This window comes from Planctomycetota bacterium (genome assembly GCA_035384565.1).
Classification (GTDB): domain Bacteria; phylum Planctomycetota; class PUPC01; order DSUN01; family DSUN01; genus DAOOIT01.
This window is the reverse complement of sequence record DAOOIT010000069.1, coordinates 1-18,732: the sequence shown is the minus strand read 5'-3', so window position 1 is coordinate 18,732 and position 18,732 is coordinate 1. Positions and strand designations below refer to the sequence as shown.

Genomic DNA, 18,732 nt, shown 5'->3' with positions numbered 1-18,732 from the left:
GGCCGGCGGGATTGCACAGGGTATCATGCGAGGGGGCAGGCGCGATGCCTGCCCCCTCGTGCGCTGGAGCGGTTGGTGCAGATCACCGCGCGGCGGCGAGGCCCTGTTCAGCGGCCTCGCGAACGTACTTCTCGCTCGCGTCGGTGCGCGTGTCGCGCAGGTGCGTGTAGAGGCGTGCCGCCTCGGCCTTCTTGCCTGCCGCGATCAGCCTCTCGGCCAGCAGCAGGCAGCTCTTGGTGTTCTGGATGCGCTCCCAGCCCGGCTTCGCGTCGCTCGCTTTGAGCACGACGTCCAGCGACCCCGCGTCGCCGATGTTGGCCAGCGCCCACACGGCGGCCATGCGCGTGTGGGCATCGGCATCTGCGGCGGCGGCCTTGAGGGCAGCGACGGACTCGGCGTCGGCCAGCACGCCCAGGTTCTGCACGATGGTCAGCTTGCACTTGCCGGCGGCCTTGGGCAGGGCGGCGCGGAACTGCTCGGCGGCGCCCTCGCGGATGGCCGTGAGCGCGCGGGCGGCGGGGTCGCACAGCTCGTCGTCGGTCAGCAGCTTGCCCAGGGCGGGCGCGGCATCCTTGCCGCCGGCGGTGCCGATCTCCTGGCACAGGTAGGCCTGCACGGGCTTGGGGCGGTTGCCGCCGAGCTGCGCGGCGAGGGTGTTGGCGAACTCCTTGCGGGCCGCCTTGTCCTCCAGCTTGCACACGTGCAGGGCGAGGGCGTGGAGGGCGTAGTGCGGCTTGGCCTCCTCGTTCTTCGTCACGGGCTCGACGAGCAGGTCAATGAGGCCGAGGAGGCTCTCGCGGCCGCCCTTGTGGATCTCGGCGATGGCCGCCTCGATCCGCTCCTTGTCCACATCCTTGTACGTCTTCGGCTGTTCGGGCGGCGGCGCCTCCTTTTCGCCTTCCTTCGGTTTGGGCTTCTTCTCCTCGTAGACGTTGCTGTACATGCCCCGACGGTCGGCGTCGGGCATTTGATCCACCAGCTTCTTGAGTTCCTCGCTGACGGGCATCGGTTCGCTCCTCAATCCAGGGCTTCAATCCGCAAGCCGCACTCCCCAGTCGGCAATGGCTACAGGTGCCAGGGGGCGCGCATGGGCTGGTTCACGAGGCGGTTGGCCTCGTCGTCGCCCACGATCTGTTCGGCCACGGGGTCGAAGCGGATCGTGCGCCCCATGCGGATCGCGATGTTGGCCAGGTGCAGGATGCAGGCGGTGCGGTGGAAGCCCTCGGGGTCGTTGCCCTCGCCGCGCTTGCGGGTGACCACGGCCTCGGCGAACGGCACGAGGGGCTCGGGGTCGGGCAGCTCGGCGAGTTTCTTCTTCCCCTCGTCGCCGAGGGCCTGGTCGAGGTTGAGGCCCTTGGTCTTGGCCCGCTCGTAGGGCTTGCCCCATTCGCCGCTCTCGAGCACCAGGGTCAGGCCGTCGGCGTACTTCATCTCCACCCAGCCCCAGAGGCCGGTGGCTTCCGGGTGGGCCGGCGGCGCGTAGGGCTCGATCTCCACGGGGGCCGTGTTCTCGCGGCCATAGGTCCAGCAGAACGCGTCCAGGTAGTGCTGCCCCATGTCGGCCAGGCCGCCGCCCTCGTAGTCCCAATAGCCGCGGTGGGTGCCGCCCACGCGGTGCGGGTGGTAGGGCCGCAGGGGCGAGGGGCCGCAGTACATGTCCCAGTCCAGGTTCGCGGGCACGGGCTGCGGCGGCGCCACGGTCATGCCGCTCCACTCCTTGACCTTGAAGCCGCCCTTGATGTGGTAGACCATGTCGGTGTTCTTGATGAGGCCGCGCATGAATGCCTTGTGTTTCTGGACGTTGCCCTTGTCGTTGGCGGCGCCGTAGCGGCCGAAGGTGCCGACCTGGAAGATGCGGCCGTAGCGGCGAGCGGCCTGCACCACGGCGCGGCCTTCGGCGATGAAGCGCGTCATCGGCTTCTCGCACAGCACGTCCTTGCCCGCCTCCATGGCCGCGATGCTGATCAGCGCATGCCAGTGGGGCGGGGTGCCGATGGCCACAAGGTCTATGTCCTGCCGCTCCAGCACGCGCCGGAAGTCCGTGTAGATCTTCTTGTTGTCGGCCCGGTCCTTGAACCGCACGTCGCAGTCGGCCCGGCGCTCGACCTTGAAGGTCGGCTTGGGATCAACCATCGTGCCGTCGGGTCCCTTGACCTTGGGCCTGCCGTGCAGCTTGCTCATCTCGCTGAAGGTGCCGCCCCCCCGGCCGCCGCACCCGATGAGCGCGCCGCCGAGGGTGTCGCTGGGCGGCGTCTCCGTCTCCCCGCCCAGCACCTTGCGCGACACGACCGTGAGCCCCAGGGCCGCCGTCGAGCCGGCCAGGAAGCCGCGTCGCGTCCATTTCTCGCTCGCCATGCCACACTCCTTCGTCGCAGGGCACCCGGAAGCTGTCGCGCCGCCGTCTGCCCGGGGCCGGCGGCGCGCTCAGGATGCTAGCACTCGGGGCCACGGAATTCAAGTGCGTCCCCTCGCTTAACAGCGGGGCGGGAGATATGCTATAATCCGGGCACGGCCCCAGCACCCGACCCCTCAACCCGCGAGGATGCACGGCACGATGAGCGACCCAGCCCCGAGCACCCCGTCGGCGGGCGATGCCCCGTCGGACTTCATTCGCGAAGCGGTGAAAGAGGACCTGCGCACCGGGCGCTTCACCCGCGTGCACACCCGCTTCCCCCCCGAGCCCAACGGCTACCTTCACATCGGCCACGCCAAGGCCGTGTGGATTGACTACGGCGTGGCCCAGGACTTCGGCGGGCTGTTCAACCTGCGCTTCGACGACACGAACCCCACCAAGGAAGAACAGGAGTTCGTGGACGCGATCATCGAGGACGTGCGCTGGCTGGGCGCCGACTGGGGCGATCGCCTGTGTTTCGCCAGCGACTACTTCGGCCAGATGTACGAGTGGGCCGAGGCCCTCATCCGCAAGGGCAAGGCCTACGTGTGCGACCTCTCCGCCGACGAGGTGTCGGCCTACCGCGGCACCCTGACCGAGCCAGGCAAGGACAGCCCCTACCGCAACCGCTCCGTCGCCGAGAACCTCGACCTCTTCCGCCGCATGCGCGCCGGCGAGTTTCCCGACGGCTCGCGCACCCTCCGCGCCAAGATCGACATGGCCTCGCCCAACCTCAACCTGCGCGATCCCGTCATGTACCGCATCCTCCACACCGCCCACCACCGCACCGGCGACACGTGGTGCATCTATCCGATGTACGACTGGGCGCACGGCCTCGAGGACTCGATCGAGGGCATCACCCACTCGCTGTGCGACATCGCCTATGAGAACCACCGCCCGCTCTACGACTGGTTCCTCGACGAGCTGGGCATTTACCACCCGCGCCAGATCGAGTTCGCGCGCCTCAACCTCACCTACACGGTGATGAGCAAGCGCCTCCTGATCCAACTGGTCAAAGAGGGCCTGGTCCGCGGCTTCGACGACCCGCGCCTGCCCACCCTCGCCGGCCTGCGCCGCCGCGGCTACACGCCCGAGGCCATCCGCGAGTTCTGCACCCGCATCGGCATCAACAAGGTGGAGAGCCTCGTAGACGTCGCCCTCCTCGAACACTGCGTGCGCGAGCACCTCAACCGCGTCGCGCCCCGCGTGATGGCCGTCCTCCGCCCCCTTCGCGTCGTCCTCGAGAATTACCCCGACGGCCAGACCGAAGAGCTGGACGCCGTCAACAACCCTGAAGACCCCGCTGCCGGCACCCGCAAAGTGCCCTTTTCGAAGGTCCTCTACATCGAGCGCGAGGATTTCATGGAGGCCCCGCCGCCGAAGTTCTACCGCCTCGCCCCCGGCCGCGAGGTGCGCCTGCGCTACGCCTACTTCATCCGGTGCGAGCGCGTCGCCAAGGACCCCGCCACCGGCGAGGTAGTCGAACTCCGCTGCACCTACGACCCCGCCACGCGCGGCGGCGACGCGCCCGACGGCCGCAAGGTCAAGGCCACGCTCCACTGGGTTTCGGCCGCGCACGCCGTCGCCGGCGAGGCGCGCCTCTACAGCCACCTGTTCACCCGCGAGGACATGGGCGCCCTGCCCGAGGGCGCGGATTTCAAGGACTTCGTGAACCCTGCATCGCTGGAGGTGGTCACGGGCTGCCAGTTCGAGCCCAGCCTCGCGGCGGCCCCCGTGGGCTACCGCTGCCAGTTCGAGCGGCTGGGCTACTTCTGCGCCGACCCCGACTCGGCCCCCGGCCGCCCCGTCTTCAACCGCAGCGTGACGTTGAAGGATGAGTGGGCGAAGATTCAGAGGAAGGGGAGTACCTGATACGTGATGCGTGATGCGTGATGCGTGAGAAGAGAAGATGGCGTGGCCTTCCTCCTTTCCTCTCACGTATCACGCATCACGCCACCTGACCAAAGGAGAAACCAATGGCCGAGCATTCGCCTGAGTTGCGCGCCCTGGAAACCGTCGCCGATCTGATGTGCCTCGCCGCCCGCACGGCGCCCAAGGCCCGCGGGCTCGACAACCTTTACATCGCCATCTTCCGGGGCGAAGAGAAGACCAAAGTCACCCTCCGCATGCGCGCCATCGCCGCCGCCGACGCCAAGGCCCTCTTCTTCGCGCGCGATGCGGCGGGTTGCGACGCCGCGCCCCTGGTCGTGCTCATCGGCTCCAAGATCGGGCCGCTCGGCATCCCCCACTGCGGCTTCTGCGGTCACGAGAACTGCGAGGCCTGCGTCAAGGCCGGCGGCCGTTGCGTCTACAACGCCGGCGACCTCGGCATCGCCATGGCCTCGGCGGCCGCCGTCGCCGCAGCCCACCACGCCGACAACCGGATGATGTTCTCCTTCGGCAAGGCCGCCATCGAGGCCGGCCTCCTGCCGCCCGAGGTCCAGATCGCCTTCGCCATCCCCCTCAGCGCCACGGGGAAGAACCCCTTCTTCGACCGCAAGTGAGCCTCCGCCTGCTCCGGAATGGTGTTGGCATTCACAGCCTCTTTCGGATCCGCGCTCCCGCGGCCATCTAGCGCCGGGCGCGGCTTCCGCTCAGGACGGGGCCTCGGCGCGAAGGCCCGATGCCGTGGCGGCCACGGCGCGGACGGCGACGAGCGTGCCGCACAGGGCGTCGGGACCGGGGAAGAGGGTGCGGACGTAGCGCTCGGTGTAACCGACGAGCAGGCCGGTGCGCGGGTCGCGTTCGGATTCCACGAGCGGCTCCACGGTCCGCCCGACGAAGCGGCGATGGTACGCTGCCATGAGGTCGGCGGCCAGGGCCTTCATCTCGTCGCGGCGCGCGCGGAGGACGGCGGGCGGCCGCTTGCCGGGCATCGTGGCCGCGGCCGTACCGGGGCGGTCGCTATAGGGGAAGATGTGCACGCGGCTGAACGCGGCCTGGCGGCACACCGCGAGGGTCTGGCGGAACTGCTCGTCGGTCTCGCCGGGGAAGCCGACAATCACATCGGTGGTGAGGGCCGGCTCTGCGATGCGGGAGCGAATGGCGTCGAGGCGCCGAAGGAAGTCGGCCGCCGTGTAGCGCCGGTTCATCGCCCGGAGCACCTGGTCATCGCCGCTCTGGAGGGGGATGTGGAAGTGAGGGCAGAGCCTGGGCGAGGCGGCCACCAGCTCGATGAGTTCGCCGCTCACCTCGCGCAGCTCGAGCGAGCTGAGGCGCAGGCGACGCAGGCCGGGCGTGGCGAGAACACGGCGGACGAGGGATGCGAGGGCCGGCTCGTCCCCCCAATCGAGGCCGTAGGCGCCGAGGTGGATGCCGGTGAGGACAACCTCGAGGTAGCCATTGGCAACAAGGCGGGCCACCTCGGCGGCCACGTCGTCGGGCGGCCGGCTGCGCACGCGCCCGCGCACGTGGGGCACGATGCAGTAGGAACAGAAGTCGTTGCAACCGTCCTCGACCTTCACGAAGGCGCGGCTGTGGCCGGCGAACCGCGTGATCGCGGGCCATTCGGCCGCGCCGGCGGGCTTCGGCCACAGGCCGTGCTCGGCCAGGACGTCGGCGAGGCGCGCCTTGCCCTGGTTGCCCACGACGCAGACGACCCCAGGGAGGTCCCGGAGCCTCTCGGCGTGGGTTTCCGCGCTGCAACCGGTGACGATGATGCGGGCGGCGGGGCGGGCGCGGGCGATGCGGCGGATGGCCTGGAGCCCCTTGCGATGGCTCTCGGCGGTGACGCAACAGGTGTTGACGACGTAGAGGTCGGCCTCGGCGGCGGCGGGGACCTCCGAACAGCCGACCTGCGCGAGGGTCTCGCGCATGGCCTGGGAGTCGTACTGGTTGACCTTGCAGCCGAACGTGACGAAGGCGCAGCGAAGCATGCGGCGTGGGATCCTGGCGGAGACCCGTCTCCCGTCCCCGTTCACTCTACACGAAACGCGGGCGGAAGGAAAGGGCGACGCGCGCGGGGGGCGGAGCGCGGGCGCGTCCGAGTGGGCTCCGCCGCTGCCGATGCCAGGCACGCCAGGTGGGCAACCGCGCGCCCCCTTGCCGTTGCGGACGGCCGCGAATTGGCCTTTACTTTCGCTCCGCCAGTTGCTAACATAATGTGTCTGGCGGCTGCCCCGTAGTGTAATGGTAACACACGAGAATTTGGGTCTCGGTTTCCAGGTTCGAGTCCTGGCGGGGCAACCAGGTCGGGCGTTCCGTCAGCTCGGCGTGTCCAGGTGTCGAGGTTCCCGCTTGTGGCCCGCCCCGAGGCGGCGGGCCTGGGGGATTGTGTCCCTGTAGAGAGATGAGGAGTTCCGATGGCCCACCGGCGCGAACTGGTCGAGGTGACCCAGCCCAGGCTTCTCGAGGAGATGTTCCCCTACGATCTCCCGCCGCGCATCGTCTTCGACAGCAAGGTGTGCGAGGAGATTGACGGCGAGCTGGTGGAGTTCGCCCCCAAGGCACTCCTGACGCGCGACATCCGGATCACCGACACCACGTTCCGCGACGGCCAGCAGTCGCTCCCGCCCTACACGGTGGAGCAGACGCGGCGCCTCTTCGAGTTCCTGGTGCGCCTGAGCGGCCCGAATGGCGTGATTCGGCAGACCGAGTTCTTCCTCTACACCGACAAGGACCGCGCGGCGGTGGAGGCGTGCCGCGAGGTGGGCGCCCGCTTCCCCGAGATCACAGGCTGGATCCGCGCCGACGTGGGCGACCTGGTGAACGTGGAGAGGCTGGGCCTCCGGGAGACCGGCATCCTCACCTCGTGCTCGGACTACCACATCTTCTACAAGCTGCGCAAGGACCGGCGGCAGATTCTGGACCACTACCTGGGCGTGGTGAAGGCGGCCCTGGACGCCGGCATCCGCCCCCGGTGCCATCTGGAGGATGTGACGCGGGCCGACATTGACGGCTTCGTGGTGCCGTTCTGCACCAAGCTGGCCGAGCTGTCGGAGAGCCTGCCCGAGCACCTCAAGGTCAAGGTGCGGCTGTGCGACACCATGGGCTTCGGCCTCAGCTACCCCGGCGTCGCCCTGCCCCGCAGCGTGCCCAAGCTCGTCTACCGCATGACCCACGACGCCGGCATCCCGTCCGACCGCCTCGAATGGCACGGCCACAACGACTTCCACAAGGTGCACATCAACGCCGTCACCGCCTGGCTCTACGGCGTGGACGCGGTGAACGCCACCCTGTTCGGCATCGGCGAGCGCACCGGCAACCCGCCGCTGGAGGGGGCGATCTTCGAATACGTGGCCATCAAGGGCACGCTCAACGGCGTGGACACGTACGCGATTACCGACCTCGTGAACTACTACGAGCACGAGATCGGCCACACCCTGCCCGACAACGCGCCGTTCGTGGGCAAGCACTTCGCCACCACCCGCGCGGGCATCCACGCCGACGGCCTGTGGCGCGACGAGCGCATCTACAACATCTTCGACACGATGGCCCTTCTCGGGCGGCCCCCCGCCGTGGCCATCACCGACAAGTCGGGCGCCGACGGCGTGGCCCTCTGGGTGAACAACTTCCTCGACCTGCACGGCAAGGACCGCCTCTCGAAGATCAAGCTCCACAAGATCTGCCGCTGGGTCGCCGACCAGTATGCCGCGGGACGCACCAGCACGGTCTCCGACCAGGAGATGATCGCCCAGATCCGCCTCCACCTGCCCGAGCAGTACGAGGCATTCATGCAGAGGCGGCGTCAGAAGCAATAGCCGCGTCCGAGACGGCGCGCGGAGGCCGCGCCGGGCGGCGCAGGCGGGCCCCAAGCCCGCGTTGACGCTGCCAGCCACTCGGGGTATAATGCCCTCGAGACGCCGATGCATGGGAGACCAGCCATGGCGGACGCCAGCGCGGCCGACTCGAAGGAAATCCACAAGCTGTTCCGGCTGATGGGCAAGTACGGCGCCTCGGACCTGCATCTGAAGGCCGGCTCGCCCCCGATCTTCCGCATCCGCGGCGACCTGCGCAACCTCGACCTCCCCCCCCTGAGCGACGCCCAGGTGCGCCGCCTCGTCTACGACATCCTCACCGAGGACCAGATCCGCACCCTCGAGCACGTGGGCGACGTGGACCTGGCCTATAGCGTGGACGAGCGGACCCGCGTGCGCATCAACACCTATCACCAGCGCGGCTGCCTGAGCCTGGCCGCCCGACTCGTGAACTTCCGCATCCCGACGTTCGAGGAACTCAACCTCCCGGTCTCCGTGATGGAGCAGATCGCCGCCCTGGAACAGGGCTTCGTCATCATGTCGGGCGTCACCGGCAGCGGCAAGTCCACCACCCTCGCCGCCCTCATCGAGTACATCAACACCACGCGGCGGCTGCACATCGTCACCATCGAGGACCCCATCGAGTACATGTACACCGACCGCCGCTGCGCCATCAACCAGCGCGAGGTCGGCATTGACGTGCCGTCGTTCCACGAGGCCCTGCGCTACGTGGTGCGCCAGGACCCCGACGTGATCCTGCTGGGCGAAATGCGCGACACCGAAACGGTGCAGGCGGGCCTCTCGGCCGCCGAGACGGGCCACCTGGTGTTCGGCACGCTCCACAGCTCCACCGTGCCGCAGACCTTCTCGCGCCTGCTCGAGTTCTTCGAGTCGGCCCGCCAGAAGCAGATTCGCCTCAGCCTCCAGTTCAACCTCAAGGCCATTGTGTGCCAGAAGCTGTTGCCCTCGATCAAGCCGGGCGTCGCGCGCGTGCCCGCCCTCGAGATCATGATCGTCACGCCTCCCATCGCCAAGCTGATCGAGCAGGCGGAAGACGTGCGCATCCTCGATGTCATCAAGCAGTCCCGGGCCGAGGGAATGATCGACTTCAACCGCTCGCTCTACGAGTTGATCAAGAACGGCTGGATTGACGAGCGGGTGGCGCTGGAGACCTCCCCCAACCCGCAGGGCTTGAGGGGCATGCTCGAGGGCGTGTTCGTCAGCGAGGGCGCACTCGCCGGCGTCGGCTTGCGTGGCGGATAGGCCGCCGACGCGGTATAGCGCCGGCCGGCGCGGCGGCCGCCGCGCGCCGTCGGAGCAGGGCCTGGCACCCAGAGGGCCGTGGATGAGCGACCCGTCTCCCTCGAATCCACACGCTCCAGCCCTTCCGTTCCCCCTGGTCCCCTTTCTCGTGTGGTGTGCGGCCGTGCTGGCTTACCCGGCCTGCCTCCTGGTATCCATGTGCGGCGACGCGGGCCGTCTCGAAGCCAGCCTCTATGCCTTGCCGACTCTCGTGATCGCGGGGCTGCTCCGTCTGCCGACGGCGCTGATCGCGACGGCGCTCTGGGCCGTGGCGACAGGGGCCGGGATGGCGCTGCTCCGGCGCGCCGGCTACGGGGGCCTGAGCCTCGCCGAACGCGTGGTCTTCGGCGGCGCGCTGGGCATGGGCGCCTTCTCGCTCCTCACGTTCCTCATCGGCTCCGCGAGCGGGCAGCCTCCCTGGCTGATGGCCGCGTTGTGCTGGGGCCTGGTGCTGGCGCTGGGGTGCCTGGGCGCGCGCGATCTCTGGGGCGCGCTGGCCAGCGGCACGCGAGCGCTCAATGCCTGGAGGAAGCAGGCGGACTTCCTGGGCGTGGCCGCTGCCGCCCTGGGCGTGGCCATCGTGCTTCTGGCGCTCACGCGGGCCAACGTGCCGGTGTTCGCGGACTACGATTCGCTGGAGTACCACCTCGCCGCGCCCGCGCACTGGTGGCGGGAGGGCAGGGTCACGTTCCTGCGCGACATGGTCTACGCCAACTTCCCCCAGAACACCGAGATGCTCTTCCTGCTGGCGATGAGCTGCGTCGGCGGCCCGCTGATGGGCGCGGCGGTCGGCTTGCAGGTGCTCACCGGCTTCGTGGTGTTGACGGCGGGAGCCCTCGCCGCCTGCGGCAGACGGATGGAGGCTCCCGCGGCCGGCAACGCGGGCGCGGCGCTCCTGCTCACGACGCCCTTGCTTGCTGAGTTGGCCACGCTGAACTCCTATGTCGTGGAACTGCCGCTGACGGCGTACGGATTCCTGGCGCTCTACGCCTTCCTGCTCTGGAGGCGGGCCGCGACGCCGGGCGAGCGCTGGCGCTATGCGGCGCTGTGCGGGGTCCTGGCGGGCCTGGCCATCGGGTGCAAGTACCCCGCCGTGCTCTTCGTGCTGGCGCCCCTGGGGCTGTTCATCCTCGGGGGCGGCGTGGTGCGGCCGCGGACGCTCGGACGGGCCGCCGCCACGGCCGCGCTGGTGAGCGCCGCCGCCGTCGCGACGGCCAGCCCCTGGCTCATCCGCAATGCGGTGAACACCGGCAACCCCACCTACCCGCTCCTCTACGGCGTGTTCGGGAGCTCGAACTGGTCGGCGGAGCAGGACGCCAAGTTCCGCCTCCACCATCAGGCGTCGGACCTGCGGTTCTTCAGCCTGGCCCGCCGCGTGTGGAGCTACGCTGTCTGGCGCGACCAGCCGCGGGAGGGGGGCCGGGTGCCGCCGGCCTCGCCGGTCCTGCTGCTCTTCGCGCTCGTGCCGGTCGCACTGGCTGATCGCCGCTCGACGCGTGCCGTCTTCTACGCGGCCTCGGTGTTCCTGGTGTGGGCAGCCGCCGAGCGCTTCGCGCCCGAGCCGCTCAGCCGCGCGCCGGCGCTCCAGACCGCCAGCGACGTGTTCCTCTCGGTGTCGCTCCTCGCCCTGGTCACGGCGCCGGCGTTCCTGGTCGCCTCCGACGGACCATTGATCCTTTCCACCTATAGCGTCCTGTGCCTGATGGCCTGGTACGTTCTCACCCACCGGCTGGACCGCTTTCTGGACCCCATCTCTCCCATGATCGCCCTCCTGGGCGGCATCGGTCTGGCGGCCTTGCCCCGGGTGTGGCCCCGCCGCATCGCGCGCGGCCTGGTCGCTGGCGGCCTGGCCTATGCGCTGGCAACCACGCTGCTCATTCACGGCCCGGTGATGTGGGTGGGCCTGAGCGACCCGCCCCAGGCGTTCCTGCGGAAGGTCAACGAAGGCGCCACGTACTCGCAGTCGGCGATCGAGGCCATCAACAGGCTCCCTGACGAGGCCCTGGTGCTCTTCGTGGGCGAGACCCGCACCTTCTACTGCGAGCGCCGCGCGCTCGCGGCCAGCGTCTTCGACCGTCACCCCATCGAGCGCATCCTCGAAGCAGGGCCCCCCGGCGAGCCCGCACGCCGCGTTCGCGACGGGCTCCGCGCGCTCGGCGTCACCCACATCTATGTCAACTGGCCCGAGCTGGCCCGCCTCGCCGGCAGCTACGGCTACCGCTACCAGGGCGAGCCACGCCCGGGAGTGCCCCTGGAGGCCTATGTGAACCTCTTCGCCGCGATGACGCGCGAGCATCACATCGCCTCGCTGGGCGTCTTCGGGGCCGACCGGCAGGGCAACCCGCGCCCAGACTTCGTCCTCTACGCCCTGCAAGGAACGCCTTGATCCTGCGAAGCCGATCTCGTACTGTGACAGGGAGCGGGGAGGAAGGAGTGGACCGCGTTGAGTAACGGATGGCCGGCTCTCGCCCGGCGGCTGGCTCTCGCCGGGGGGCTCGTCGCGGCGGCGGTCTGGGCCGAGGGCACCGCGGGGCTGCGTCAGCCGCCGGCGGGCGGCGACGTGTCGTTCGACGCCAAAAGCTTCCTCATCGGCGAGCGCCGCCTGCTCCTGCGCTGTGGCGGCGTGCACTACTTCCGCCTCCCGCCCGAGGAGTGGCGCGATCGCCTGCTCCAGACGCGCCTGGCCGGCTTCAACGCCATCGAGACCCCCGTGCCCTGGAACCTGCACCAGCCCGCCCGGGACGCGGAGCTGGTGCTCGACGGCGCGGCCGACCTGGGCCGCTTCCTCGACCTCTGCCGCGAGTTGAAGCTCCTCGCCCTGGTGCGCATCGGCCCCTACGTCAACGCGGGCGTGACGAGCGGCGGCCTGCCCGCCTGGCTCGCCGACGACCCCAAGCTCCTCATCCGCGCCGCCGACGAGCGATACCTGCGGGCCGTCCACGGCTACTGGGCGAAGCTCCTCCCTGTCCTCCTCGCCCGCCAGGCGCCGGCGGGGCCCGTGGCCCTGGTACAGATCGAAGACCACTACCGCGGCCCCGACGACCGCTACCTGCTGCGCCTCTACGACGAGGTGAAGAACAGCGGCTTCCGCGTGCCGATCGTCCTCTCCGAGCTCAATCCGTGCAAGGACTTCCAGCAGGCCCGCACGACCGACACGATGCTCTTCGCCACCACCGAGCTGATGCCCGCCGGCCCCGTGGCCTGGGGCGAGCGAACCAAGGCGTTCGACGGCCTGGGCGATATCCTCGTCGAGGGACTCGCCAAGGGGGTGGACGGCTACAATCACTCGCTGTGGGCCGCCGGGACAAACCTCGCGCGGCTGCCCGCCTCCAGCTTCCCCACGCGGCACGAGGCCCCGACCTCGGGCCTGCTCGAAGGCGGCGGCCTCAGCCCCGTCTTCGCCGAGGCCAAAACGGCCAACCTCTTCGCACAAGCCTTCGAGAGCGTGTTCACCCAGGCCACCACGCTGAGCGCCCATCCGCTCCTCGACCAGGGCCGGCGCGCCGGCATGGTCGCCCACGGACGCACCGACGGGCAGACGGCGCTCCTCTTCTTCAAGCGCCGCTATGGCGAAGGCTCGCTCGCCCTGGCCGACCCCGCGACCGGCGAAACAGCGGCCCTCGCCACCAACCCGCGCGAGCTGCGTCACGTCGTCGTGGCCTATCCCCTCACGCCGAAGACGACCCTGGCCCTCTCGACCGCCCAGGTGCTCACGATCCAGCCCTATCCCGACAAGCGCGTCCTCGTCGTCCACACCCCCGAGAAGACCGAAGCCATGATGGTCTTCCGCACGCCCAAGGCGCCGGCCGCCCGCGCCGGCGCCGACGCCCTGGCCTGGAACGAGAAGGCCCAGCAGCTCACCCTTCGATGGAAGTGCGCCGCCAAAGGCGAACGCAAGGACTTCCTGTTCGACGCCGACGTGCCCATCCACGTGATCGCCCTGGAGGAGAGCCAGGTGGGGCAAACCTGGGTCCTCGACGGCGCCGGCATCCTCATCGGTCCCGCCCGCATCGGCGAGTGGACGACAGGCGACAAGACGAGCGTGGAACTGCGCCTGCCGACCCGCCGCGTGCGCCAAGCCGTGACCTTCTACCCCACCGCCCCCCTGCGTGGAGTGGCCAAGGCCACGGGCGTCGGCGACGTGCAGTGCGATGAGACGGCCCGGCGGATCGATCTGAGACTCGACCTCGAAGTGATGGAGCCGTTGACGCTGTTCCTGCGGAAGTGGGAGGCCGCCGACGACCTGGCCGAGGCCAGCCCGGATTTCGCCGATGCCGCCTGGTACGAGACTCTCCGCCCCCTGCCACTGGGCGAGGGACGCCACGGCTGGTACCGCTGCCGCTTCCAGGCCGCCAAGGCCGCCACCCGCAAGCTCACGCTCGAGAACATCGCCGACGCGGCCACCGTGTACCTCAACGGCCAGTGCATCGGCCAGAGCACCACGAAGCGCCTGATGGATGGGCCGCGGGCGTTCCCCCACCCCGCCCAGTTCGACCTGCCCGTGAAGGCCGGCGAGAACGTCCTGGCCATCCTCCTCAAGAACTGGGGCTGCTACAGCAACGCCCTCTCGTACGGCGTGCCCCTCGCCCCCACCTCGGCCTGGGGCATCCTGGGCGGCCTCACCCTCGACGGCCAGCCGCCCGGCCGCTGGCGCCAGCGCGAGGGCCTCGAGCCCGCAGGCCAGTCCTTCGCCTGGAAGCCGCTGGACCCTGCCCCGGGCGCGAAGCCCGCGCCCAGGGGCGCGCCCGTCCGCTGGTTCCGCGCCACGTTCGCCCCGCGCAAGCAGGCCGTGCATCCGGCTATTCGCCTCCACCTCAAGGGCGTCAGCTATGGGGCCATCTGGCTCAATGGCCGCTTCGCCGGCCTCTACAGCCAGGCCGGCGCCGAGGCGGGGCTGGGGTACCGCTTGCCCACCCCATGGCTCCGCGACCAGAACGAACTCGTCCTGCTGGAAGAGGGCGGCCAGGAGCCCATCGAGTGCGAGGTGCGCTTCGACCGCAACGACACCTACCTCCCCCTCGCCCTCGAGTTCACCGCCGAGCCGACGCCTGCCGCGGCCCCCAAAGCCAAGGGGCGCCCGTGACACCTCCGCCCTCGCGCCCTCTCACCGGACTCGCCGCGGATTGAGGCACCGCACGCGAAGCCCCACCAGGCCCCCGTGGGCCGCGGCCAGCGAGTCGAACGTGTGCCGCAGGAAGGCGTGGAGCTCCGGCCGCCGCGTAGCGGCCAGGTAGGCCCGGGCGATTCCCCCCATCGCCGCATCGTAGCGCCGCTGGCTCCCCGTGTGGTACGGCTTCGAGCCGGCGAACCGCCGCAAGGTGCCATCGAACTTCGGGCTGATGTGGTACATCTCGTGCACGACCGTGGCGACCTTCTCCTCGAACGGCAACCCCATGAAACGCGGAAGGCGGAACTCCACCACGTAGAGCATCTCGCGTCCCCCCACGAGCACGCGCGGCATGGCGTACGTGGCGCGGGGCCGCCGAAGCTCCACCCCGCCGTCGGGAAAGCGGAGCGGACGGACGCACGCATAAACCCCGTCCAGGCGCGCGTGGCGCGCCTGGGCGAACGTCACCGCCACCCGCGACATGTCCACATGCCGCAGTTCCGGGCACGTGGCCGCGATGTCGGCCATCAGCGCGCGCATGTGGTCCGTGAAATGGAACGGCATGCCGGGGCCTCAGCGCTCCTTGGCCGCGGGCCGGCGCGACGCGGTGGGGAGCGCGAGAAGCTCGTGCACGAGCACCGGCGCGCCCGGAGCGGCCAGCGCCACGCGCCCGCTCGCCAGGGCCGTGTCGGCTGCGGTCAGGCTCGGCCCGTCGTCCAGAGCCGCCGACAGGCTGGCCCCAGCGAGGCTGAAGACCAGGCGGCGAGCCCCGGCTCCCGAGGCCGCGGGCAAGGGCTTGGAGGCGAGTACCTTCGCTCCGCCGGCGTCGTTGCGTCCGAGCGTCATCTGGCCCTCCCCCACCGCCACATAGTAGTACTGGAACTGCCCGGGCTGCGGCTCGGCCACCCGCGCCGCGAGCACCAGGCCCCCCGCCGGCTCCGATGTCCAGCGGAGCGAGAGCGTGATGTCGCCCCAGCCGTCCAGCCCGAGGCGCACGGGACTTCTGCGCTGGAGCGGCGAGGCGAACGCGGCGTCGAGCGGGTTCGGTGGCGCCAGGGGGCCGAGGCGCGTCTCGGGCAGCAGGGCCAGCCACTGGAGGGCCTCGGGTAGCTCGGCCGGCGCGGCGCTCGCAGGTTCCTTCGGTTCCCCGAGCCGGGCGAGGCAGTCGCCCAGGGCGTTCGAGAGCACGCGGTGGCTGAGGATGGCCGGCGCCGTGGTGCCGAAGCGATCGAGAGCGGTCTCAATCAGCTTGCGGGCCTCGGCCCAGCGGCCCTGGCGATGCGCCGCCAGCGCGCCGGCCACGAGGGTCTCGGCCTCCAGCTCGTCGAGGTGGGCGGCCACGTCCTGGCCCGCCGCTTCGGCCTCCTGGAGCTTCTGCCTGGCTCGGGCGGCCTCGCCCTCGAACAGGCACAGGAGGCCGACCTTCAGGTCGCCGGTCCCCGCGGGCTCTCGCGCCACGGCGCACTCGGCGAGGCGCGCGAGCTGCTGCCCCGGCAGCCGCCAGATGAGCTGACGCAGCGTGCGGTCGCGGGCGTCGGAGCTGCGCAGCACCAGTTGCGCGTTCAGGCCCGAGCCGGCGAAGCCGTCAATCACCCACTCGGTACCGTGCAGCGAGAAGGCCTGCCCGATGGCGCTCGGGGGGCCCTTGAGAACGGCCTCCCACAGCCTGGCCACGAGGGCCAGGCGCCCCTCGAGGGCCGCCAGCGCCTTGCCGCGGTCGCCCTCGCGGAAGCTGTCGGGCACGGCCTGGCACACCTCGAGCGCCTTGGCGTAATCGCGCTTCTTGATCTCCTCGTAGACCGCGGCGAAGTGTTTCGCCAGGCCGCCCAGCGCGCGCCGGCGATCGAGAACGGCGCGCCGCGCTGCCGCCGCGGCCATACGCTGCTTCTGCTCCTCGGCATAGGCGGAGGCCGCCGCGGCGAGCGCGCCGCCCGCGCGGCGGAGCCACGGCAGCCCGATGTCGGCGATCGCCTTGTAGGCGTTCACCGCTTCGTCGGGCCGCTCCTCCTGGAAGGCCCGCGCACCCTTGGCCGCGAGCGTCAGGTAGTGCCTCTCCCCCTCTTCGAGCAACTCGGTGAACCGCGCGGCAACCAGGTCGCCCCACGCCCCGGCGCGCAGCGCTTCGGGGAATGCCTGGCACGCCTGGAGGGCCGCGCCGAATCGCCCCTCGGCGCGCAGGGCCGCCAGCCGGTTGCTCAGTTCCGTGTACGCCCCGTTCGCCTGCCCGCTCAAGCCCTGCTGGCGGGCGAGCAGGCGCGCCTGGAGCTTCAGCGCCAGCGGCGAGTCCCCGGCGGCGAGCAGGCCCCTCCGCAGGCGCAGGAGCGCCTCGGCGTGGTTCTCGGGGTTGGCGCGGTCGAACGCCAGCGCCTCCTCGGCGAGCCGCACCAGGGCGCTCGGAGCCTCGGGCTCGGGGCGGGTCGCCCGTGGCGTGGGCGGCGGCGGGCTGGGCGCCTCCTTCGGCGGCTCGGCGTGTGGCGCCTTCTCGCCCGGGGCCTCGTCGGCGTCGGCGGGCCTGGGGGCCTTGGCCAGCCCGCCGAGCTTCGTCCGTATGGCCCAAACGCCGGCCACAGCCAGGGCAGCCGCCAGAACGGCGAAGGCGGACGCCCAGGCAACCTGTGCCAGCCGTCGCCGCACCGCGCCCGCGGGCGCCGGGGCCCCCACCTGTTCGGGCGGGCCGATGCTCGGCAGGACGGCGGCTCCGGATTCCGTGCCCTCCGGGGGCAGGGGCACAGGAATCAGTGAGGCGATCTCAGGCGGCGAGGCGGCCGCGGCGGGCGGCTCCTGCTGGGTCTGGGCCACTGCGGCCGCCAGCGAGGCGGCGGCGCGCAAGCCGGCCTGTGCGTCCTCGATGGCGCCCAGGAGCGCGGCCGGGTCGGGGTATCGCTTCAAAGGGTCGAGCGCCATGAGCCGCCAGATCATCTCGCCGACGGGGCCCGGCAGGTCGGGGCGCAGGGCCGACGGCGGGGGCACGGCCCCGCTGGTGGGGTCGCCCGGGCGCTGCCCGGTGGCCACGTGGTACAGCGTGGCGCCCAGGGAGTAGAGATCGGCCCGAATGTCCGCCCTCGCTCCGTTGGCCGCCAACTCGGGCGCGCTGTAGCCTGGAGTGCCGATCGGGATCCCCGTCCGTTGCACCGAGGGGTCCCCGGGCATCCGCGTGGCGCCCACGTTGCGGAGGCGCACCACGCCCTCCCCGGTGAGCAGCAGATTGTCGGGCTGCACGTCGCGGTGGGTGAGCCCGAGGTCGTGAAGGTGCGCCAGCGCCTGCGCGGCCTGGCGCGCCAGGTCCAGCGCCATGCCCACCGGCAGCGGGCCGCCGCGCAAGAGGACGCGCAGGCTTTGGCCCTCGACCTTCTCGGTCGCATAGTAGCAGTAGTCCCCGCAGCGCCCGAGGTCTATGGCGCCCACCACGTTGGGGTGGCTCACCTGGCCGGCCGTGCGCCCCTCGAGCAGGAAGCGATCGAGCAGCCCTGCATCGCGCGTCAGCGCAGGGGCCAGCACCTTGAGGGCCACGGGCCGATCCATCGAGAGCTGCTGAGCGTCCAGCACCGCGCCCAGGCCCCAGGCCTCGAGCTGCCCGCGCACGTGGTAGCCGGCAATCGCACGGCAGTTCTCGGGGCGGGCGAGGTGCTCCAGGCTGAGTTCGCCCGTCAACTCCCGCGCCTGTTGCTCGCTGAGGAAGCCCTTCTGGACGAGGACGTGCAGGAGTCCCTGCTCGAGGTCCAGCGCCCGCGCAGCCTCGCTGAGCTCGACCGCGCGGCGGACCCTGGCGGAGTCGAGCCAGCCCTTTCGCAGCACGAGTTCGGCAACGAGGGCATCATCCTCAGCGCGCATGGCGGACCGCTCCGGTCGCTGCTCCCCTCGCCAGTATAGGAAAGCCCCTGAGACGAGTCAACGCGGGCATGCCGCCGAGGAGGCCGCCGCGCCGACGGGTCCGAAGAACCACACGCCCGACCCCCATACTTGCTCACCCGCCTCGTCCACGGCAAATGAGCAAGTATGGCGCTTTGGCGATCCGGCGGCTTCCGTGGCCATTCCCGCCATACTTGCTCATTTTCTCCCCCCTCAAGGTTGAGCAAGTATGGGTGATCTGTTGCCGAAACGCCACATGCCGGCCAAACCCGCGGCCGACCTTGGCGGCGCTCCCCCGCGACAACCTCCCGCGGGTTCCCAACCCGCGGGAGGCTAGGAGCCTGTCCAAGAATCCCCGTGGGCTGCGTTGCCGGCGCCAGCGGGGC

11 protein-coding genes and 1 tRNA gene are annotated in these 18,732 nt (G+C 70.7%); 7 read left to right on the top strand and 5 right to left on the bottom strand.

What is annotated here, in order from left to right:
- Positions 1 to 82: 82 nt before the first annotated feature.
- Both PLE19_19760 and PLE19_19755 read right to left on the bottom strand, forming a co-directional pair.
- Positions 83 to 1,006: a HEAT repeat domain-containing protein gene (locus PLE19_19760; protein ID HPD17186.1), complete on the bottom strand. Its 924-nt coding sequence runs from the start codon at positions 1,004 to 1,006 to the stop codon at positions 83 to 85.
- Positions 1,007 to 1,065: 59 nt separating this feature from the next.
- Complete coding sequence (locus PLE19_19755; GenBank protein ID HPD17185.1) at positions 1,066 to 2,355, bottom strand: Gfo/Idh/MocA family oxidoreductase; 1,290 nt, start codon at positions 2,353 to 2,355, stop codon at positions 1,066 to 1,068.
- Positions 2,356 to 2,554: 199 nt separating this feature from the next.
- Between PLE19_19755 and PLE19_19750 the strand changes: the two genes are divergently transcribed.
- Together PLE19_19750 and PLE19_19745 are read left to right on the top strand one after the other, a co-directional pair.
- Positions 2,555 to 4,264, top strand: a complete 1,710-nt coding sequence (locus tag PLE19_19750; GenBank protein HPD17184.1) for a glutamine--tRNA ligase/YqeY domain fusion protein — start codon at positions 2,555 to 2,557, stop codon at positions 4,262 to 4,264.
- 104 nt (positions 4,265 to 4,368) lie between these two features.
- Positions 4,369 to 4,896 carry a DUF2148 domain-containing protein gene (locus PLE19_19745; GenBank protein HPD17183.1) on the top strand — a complete coding sequence of 176 codons (528 nt, stop codon included), beginning with the start codon at positions 4,369 to 4,371 and terminating at the stop codon, positions 4,894 to 4,896.
- Positions 4,897 to 4,986: 90 nt separating this feature from the next.
- On the opposite strand, the gene mtaB is transcribed toward PLE19_19745, so the two are convergent.
- A complete protein-coding gene (gene mtaB, locus PLE19_19740) occupies positions 4,987 to 6,267 on the bottom strand; it encodes a tRNA (N(6)-L-threonylcarbamoyladenosine(37)-C(2))-methylthiotransferase MtaB (GenBank protein HPD17182.1) in 1,281 nt (426 codons plus the stop codon).
- A gap of 239 nt (positions 6,268 to 6,506) precedes the next feature.
- Here mtaB and PLE19_19735 point away from each other — a divergent pair.
- The 5 genes from PLE19_19735 to PLE19_19715 all read left to right on the top strand — a co-directional run bounded on the left by PLE19_19735 (position 6,507) and on the right by PLE19_19715 (position 14,473).
- Positions 6,507 to 6,580 (top strand) — tRNA-Gln (locus PLE19_19735).
- 113 nt (positions 6,581 to 6,693) lie between these two features.
- Positions 6,694 to 8,091, top strand: coding sequence for a 2-isopropylmalate synthase (locus tag PLE19_19730; GenBank protein HPD17181.1), 1,398 nt, complete (start codon positions 6,694 to 6,696; stop codon positions 8,089 to 8,091).
- A 123-nt stretch (positions 8,092 to 8,214) separates the two neighbouring features.
- Complete coding sequence (locus PLE19_19725; protein ID HPD17180.1) at positions 8,215 to 9,351, top strand: PilT/PilU family type 4a pilus ATPase; 1,137 nt, start codon at positions 8,215 to 8,217, stop codon at positions 9,349 to 9,351.
- Positions 9,352 to 9,514: 163 nt separating this feature from the next.
- The gene (locus PLE19_19720; GenBank protein HPD17179.1) at positions 9,515 to 11,776 is read left to right on the top strand and encodes a glycosyltransferase family 39 protein; all 2,262 of its coding nucleotides are present in this window, start codon (positions 9,515 to 9,517) and stop codon (positions 11,774 to 11,776) included.
- Between the two features lie 57 nt (positions 11,777 to 11,833).
- On the top strand, positions 11,834 to 14,473 hold the full coding sequence (locus tag PLE19_19715; protein ID HPD17178.1) for a beta-galactosidase: 2,640 nt from the start codon (positions 11,834 to 11,836) through the stop codon (positions 14,471 to 14,473).
- A 21-nt stretch (positions 14,474 to 14,494) separates the two neighbouring features.
- Here PLE19_19715 and PLE19_19710 read toward each other — a convergent pair whose 3' ends face one another.
- Together PLE19_19710 and PLE19_19705 are read right to left on the bottom strand one after the other, a co-directional pair.
- Positions 14,495 to 15,061 carry a hypothetical protein gene (locus PLE19_19710; GenBank protein HPD17177.1) on the bottom strand — a complete coding sequence of 189 codons (567 nt, stop codon included), beginning with the start codon at positions 15,059 to 15,061 and terminating at the stop codon, positions 14,495 to 14,497.
- A 9-nt stretch (positions 15,062 to 15,070) separates the two neighbouring features.
- On the bottom strand, positions 15,071 to 18,328 hold the full coding sequence (locus PLE19_19705) for a serine/threonine-protein kinase (protein HPD17176.1): 3,258 nt from the start codon (positions 18,326 to 18,328) through the stop codon (positions 15,071 to 15,073).
- Between the last annotated feature and the right edge of the window lie 404 nt (positions 18,329 to 18,732).

Coding starts and splice junctions, on each gene's coding strand:
- PLE19_19705 (HPD17176.1), bottom strand. CDS start 18,328: ATGCGCGCTGAGGATGATGCCCTCGTTGCCGAACTCGTGCTGCGAAAG.
- PLE19_19760 (HPD17186.1), bottom strand. CDS start 1,006: ATGCCCGTCAGCGAGGAACTCAAGAAGCTGGTGGATCAAATGCCCGAC.
- PLE19_19725 (HPD17180.1), top strand. CDS start 8,215: ATGGCGGACGCCAGCGCGGCCGACTCGAAGGAAATCCACAAGCTGTTC.
- mtaB (HPD17182.1), bottom strand. CDS start 6,267: ATGCTTCGCTGCGCCTTCGTCACGTTCGGCTGCAAGGTCAACCAGTAC.
- PLE19_19745 (HPD17183.1), top strand. CDS start 4,369: ATGGCCGAGCATTCGCCTGAGTTGCGCGCCCTGGAAACCGTCGCCGAT.
- PLE19_19755 (HPD17185.1), bottom strand. CDS start 2,355: ATGGCGAGCGAGAAATGGACGCGACGCGGCTTCCTGGCCGGCTCGACG.
- PLE19_19750 (HPD17184.1), top strand. CDS start 2,555: ATGAGCGACCCAGCCCCGAGCACCCCGTCGGCGGGCGATGCCCCGTCG.
- PLE19_19730 (HPD17181.1), top strand. CDS start 6,694: ATGGCCCACCGGCGCGAACTGGTCGAGGTGACCCAGCCCAGGCTTCTC.
- PLE19_19710 (HPD17177.1), bottom strand. CDS start 15,061: ATGCCGTTCCATTTCACGGACCACATGCGCGCGCTGATGGCCGACATC.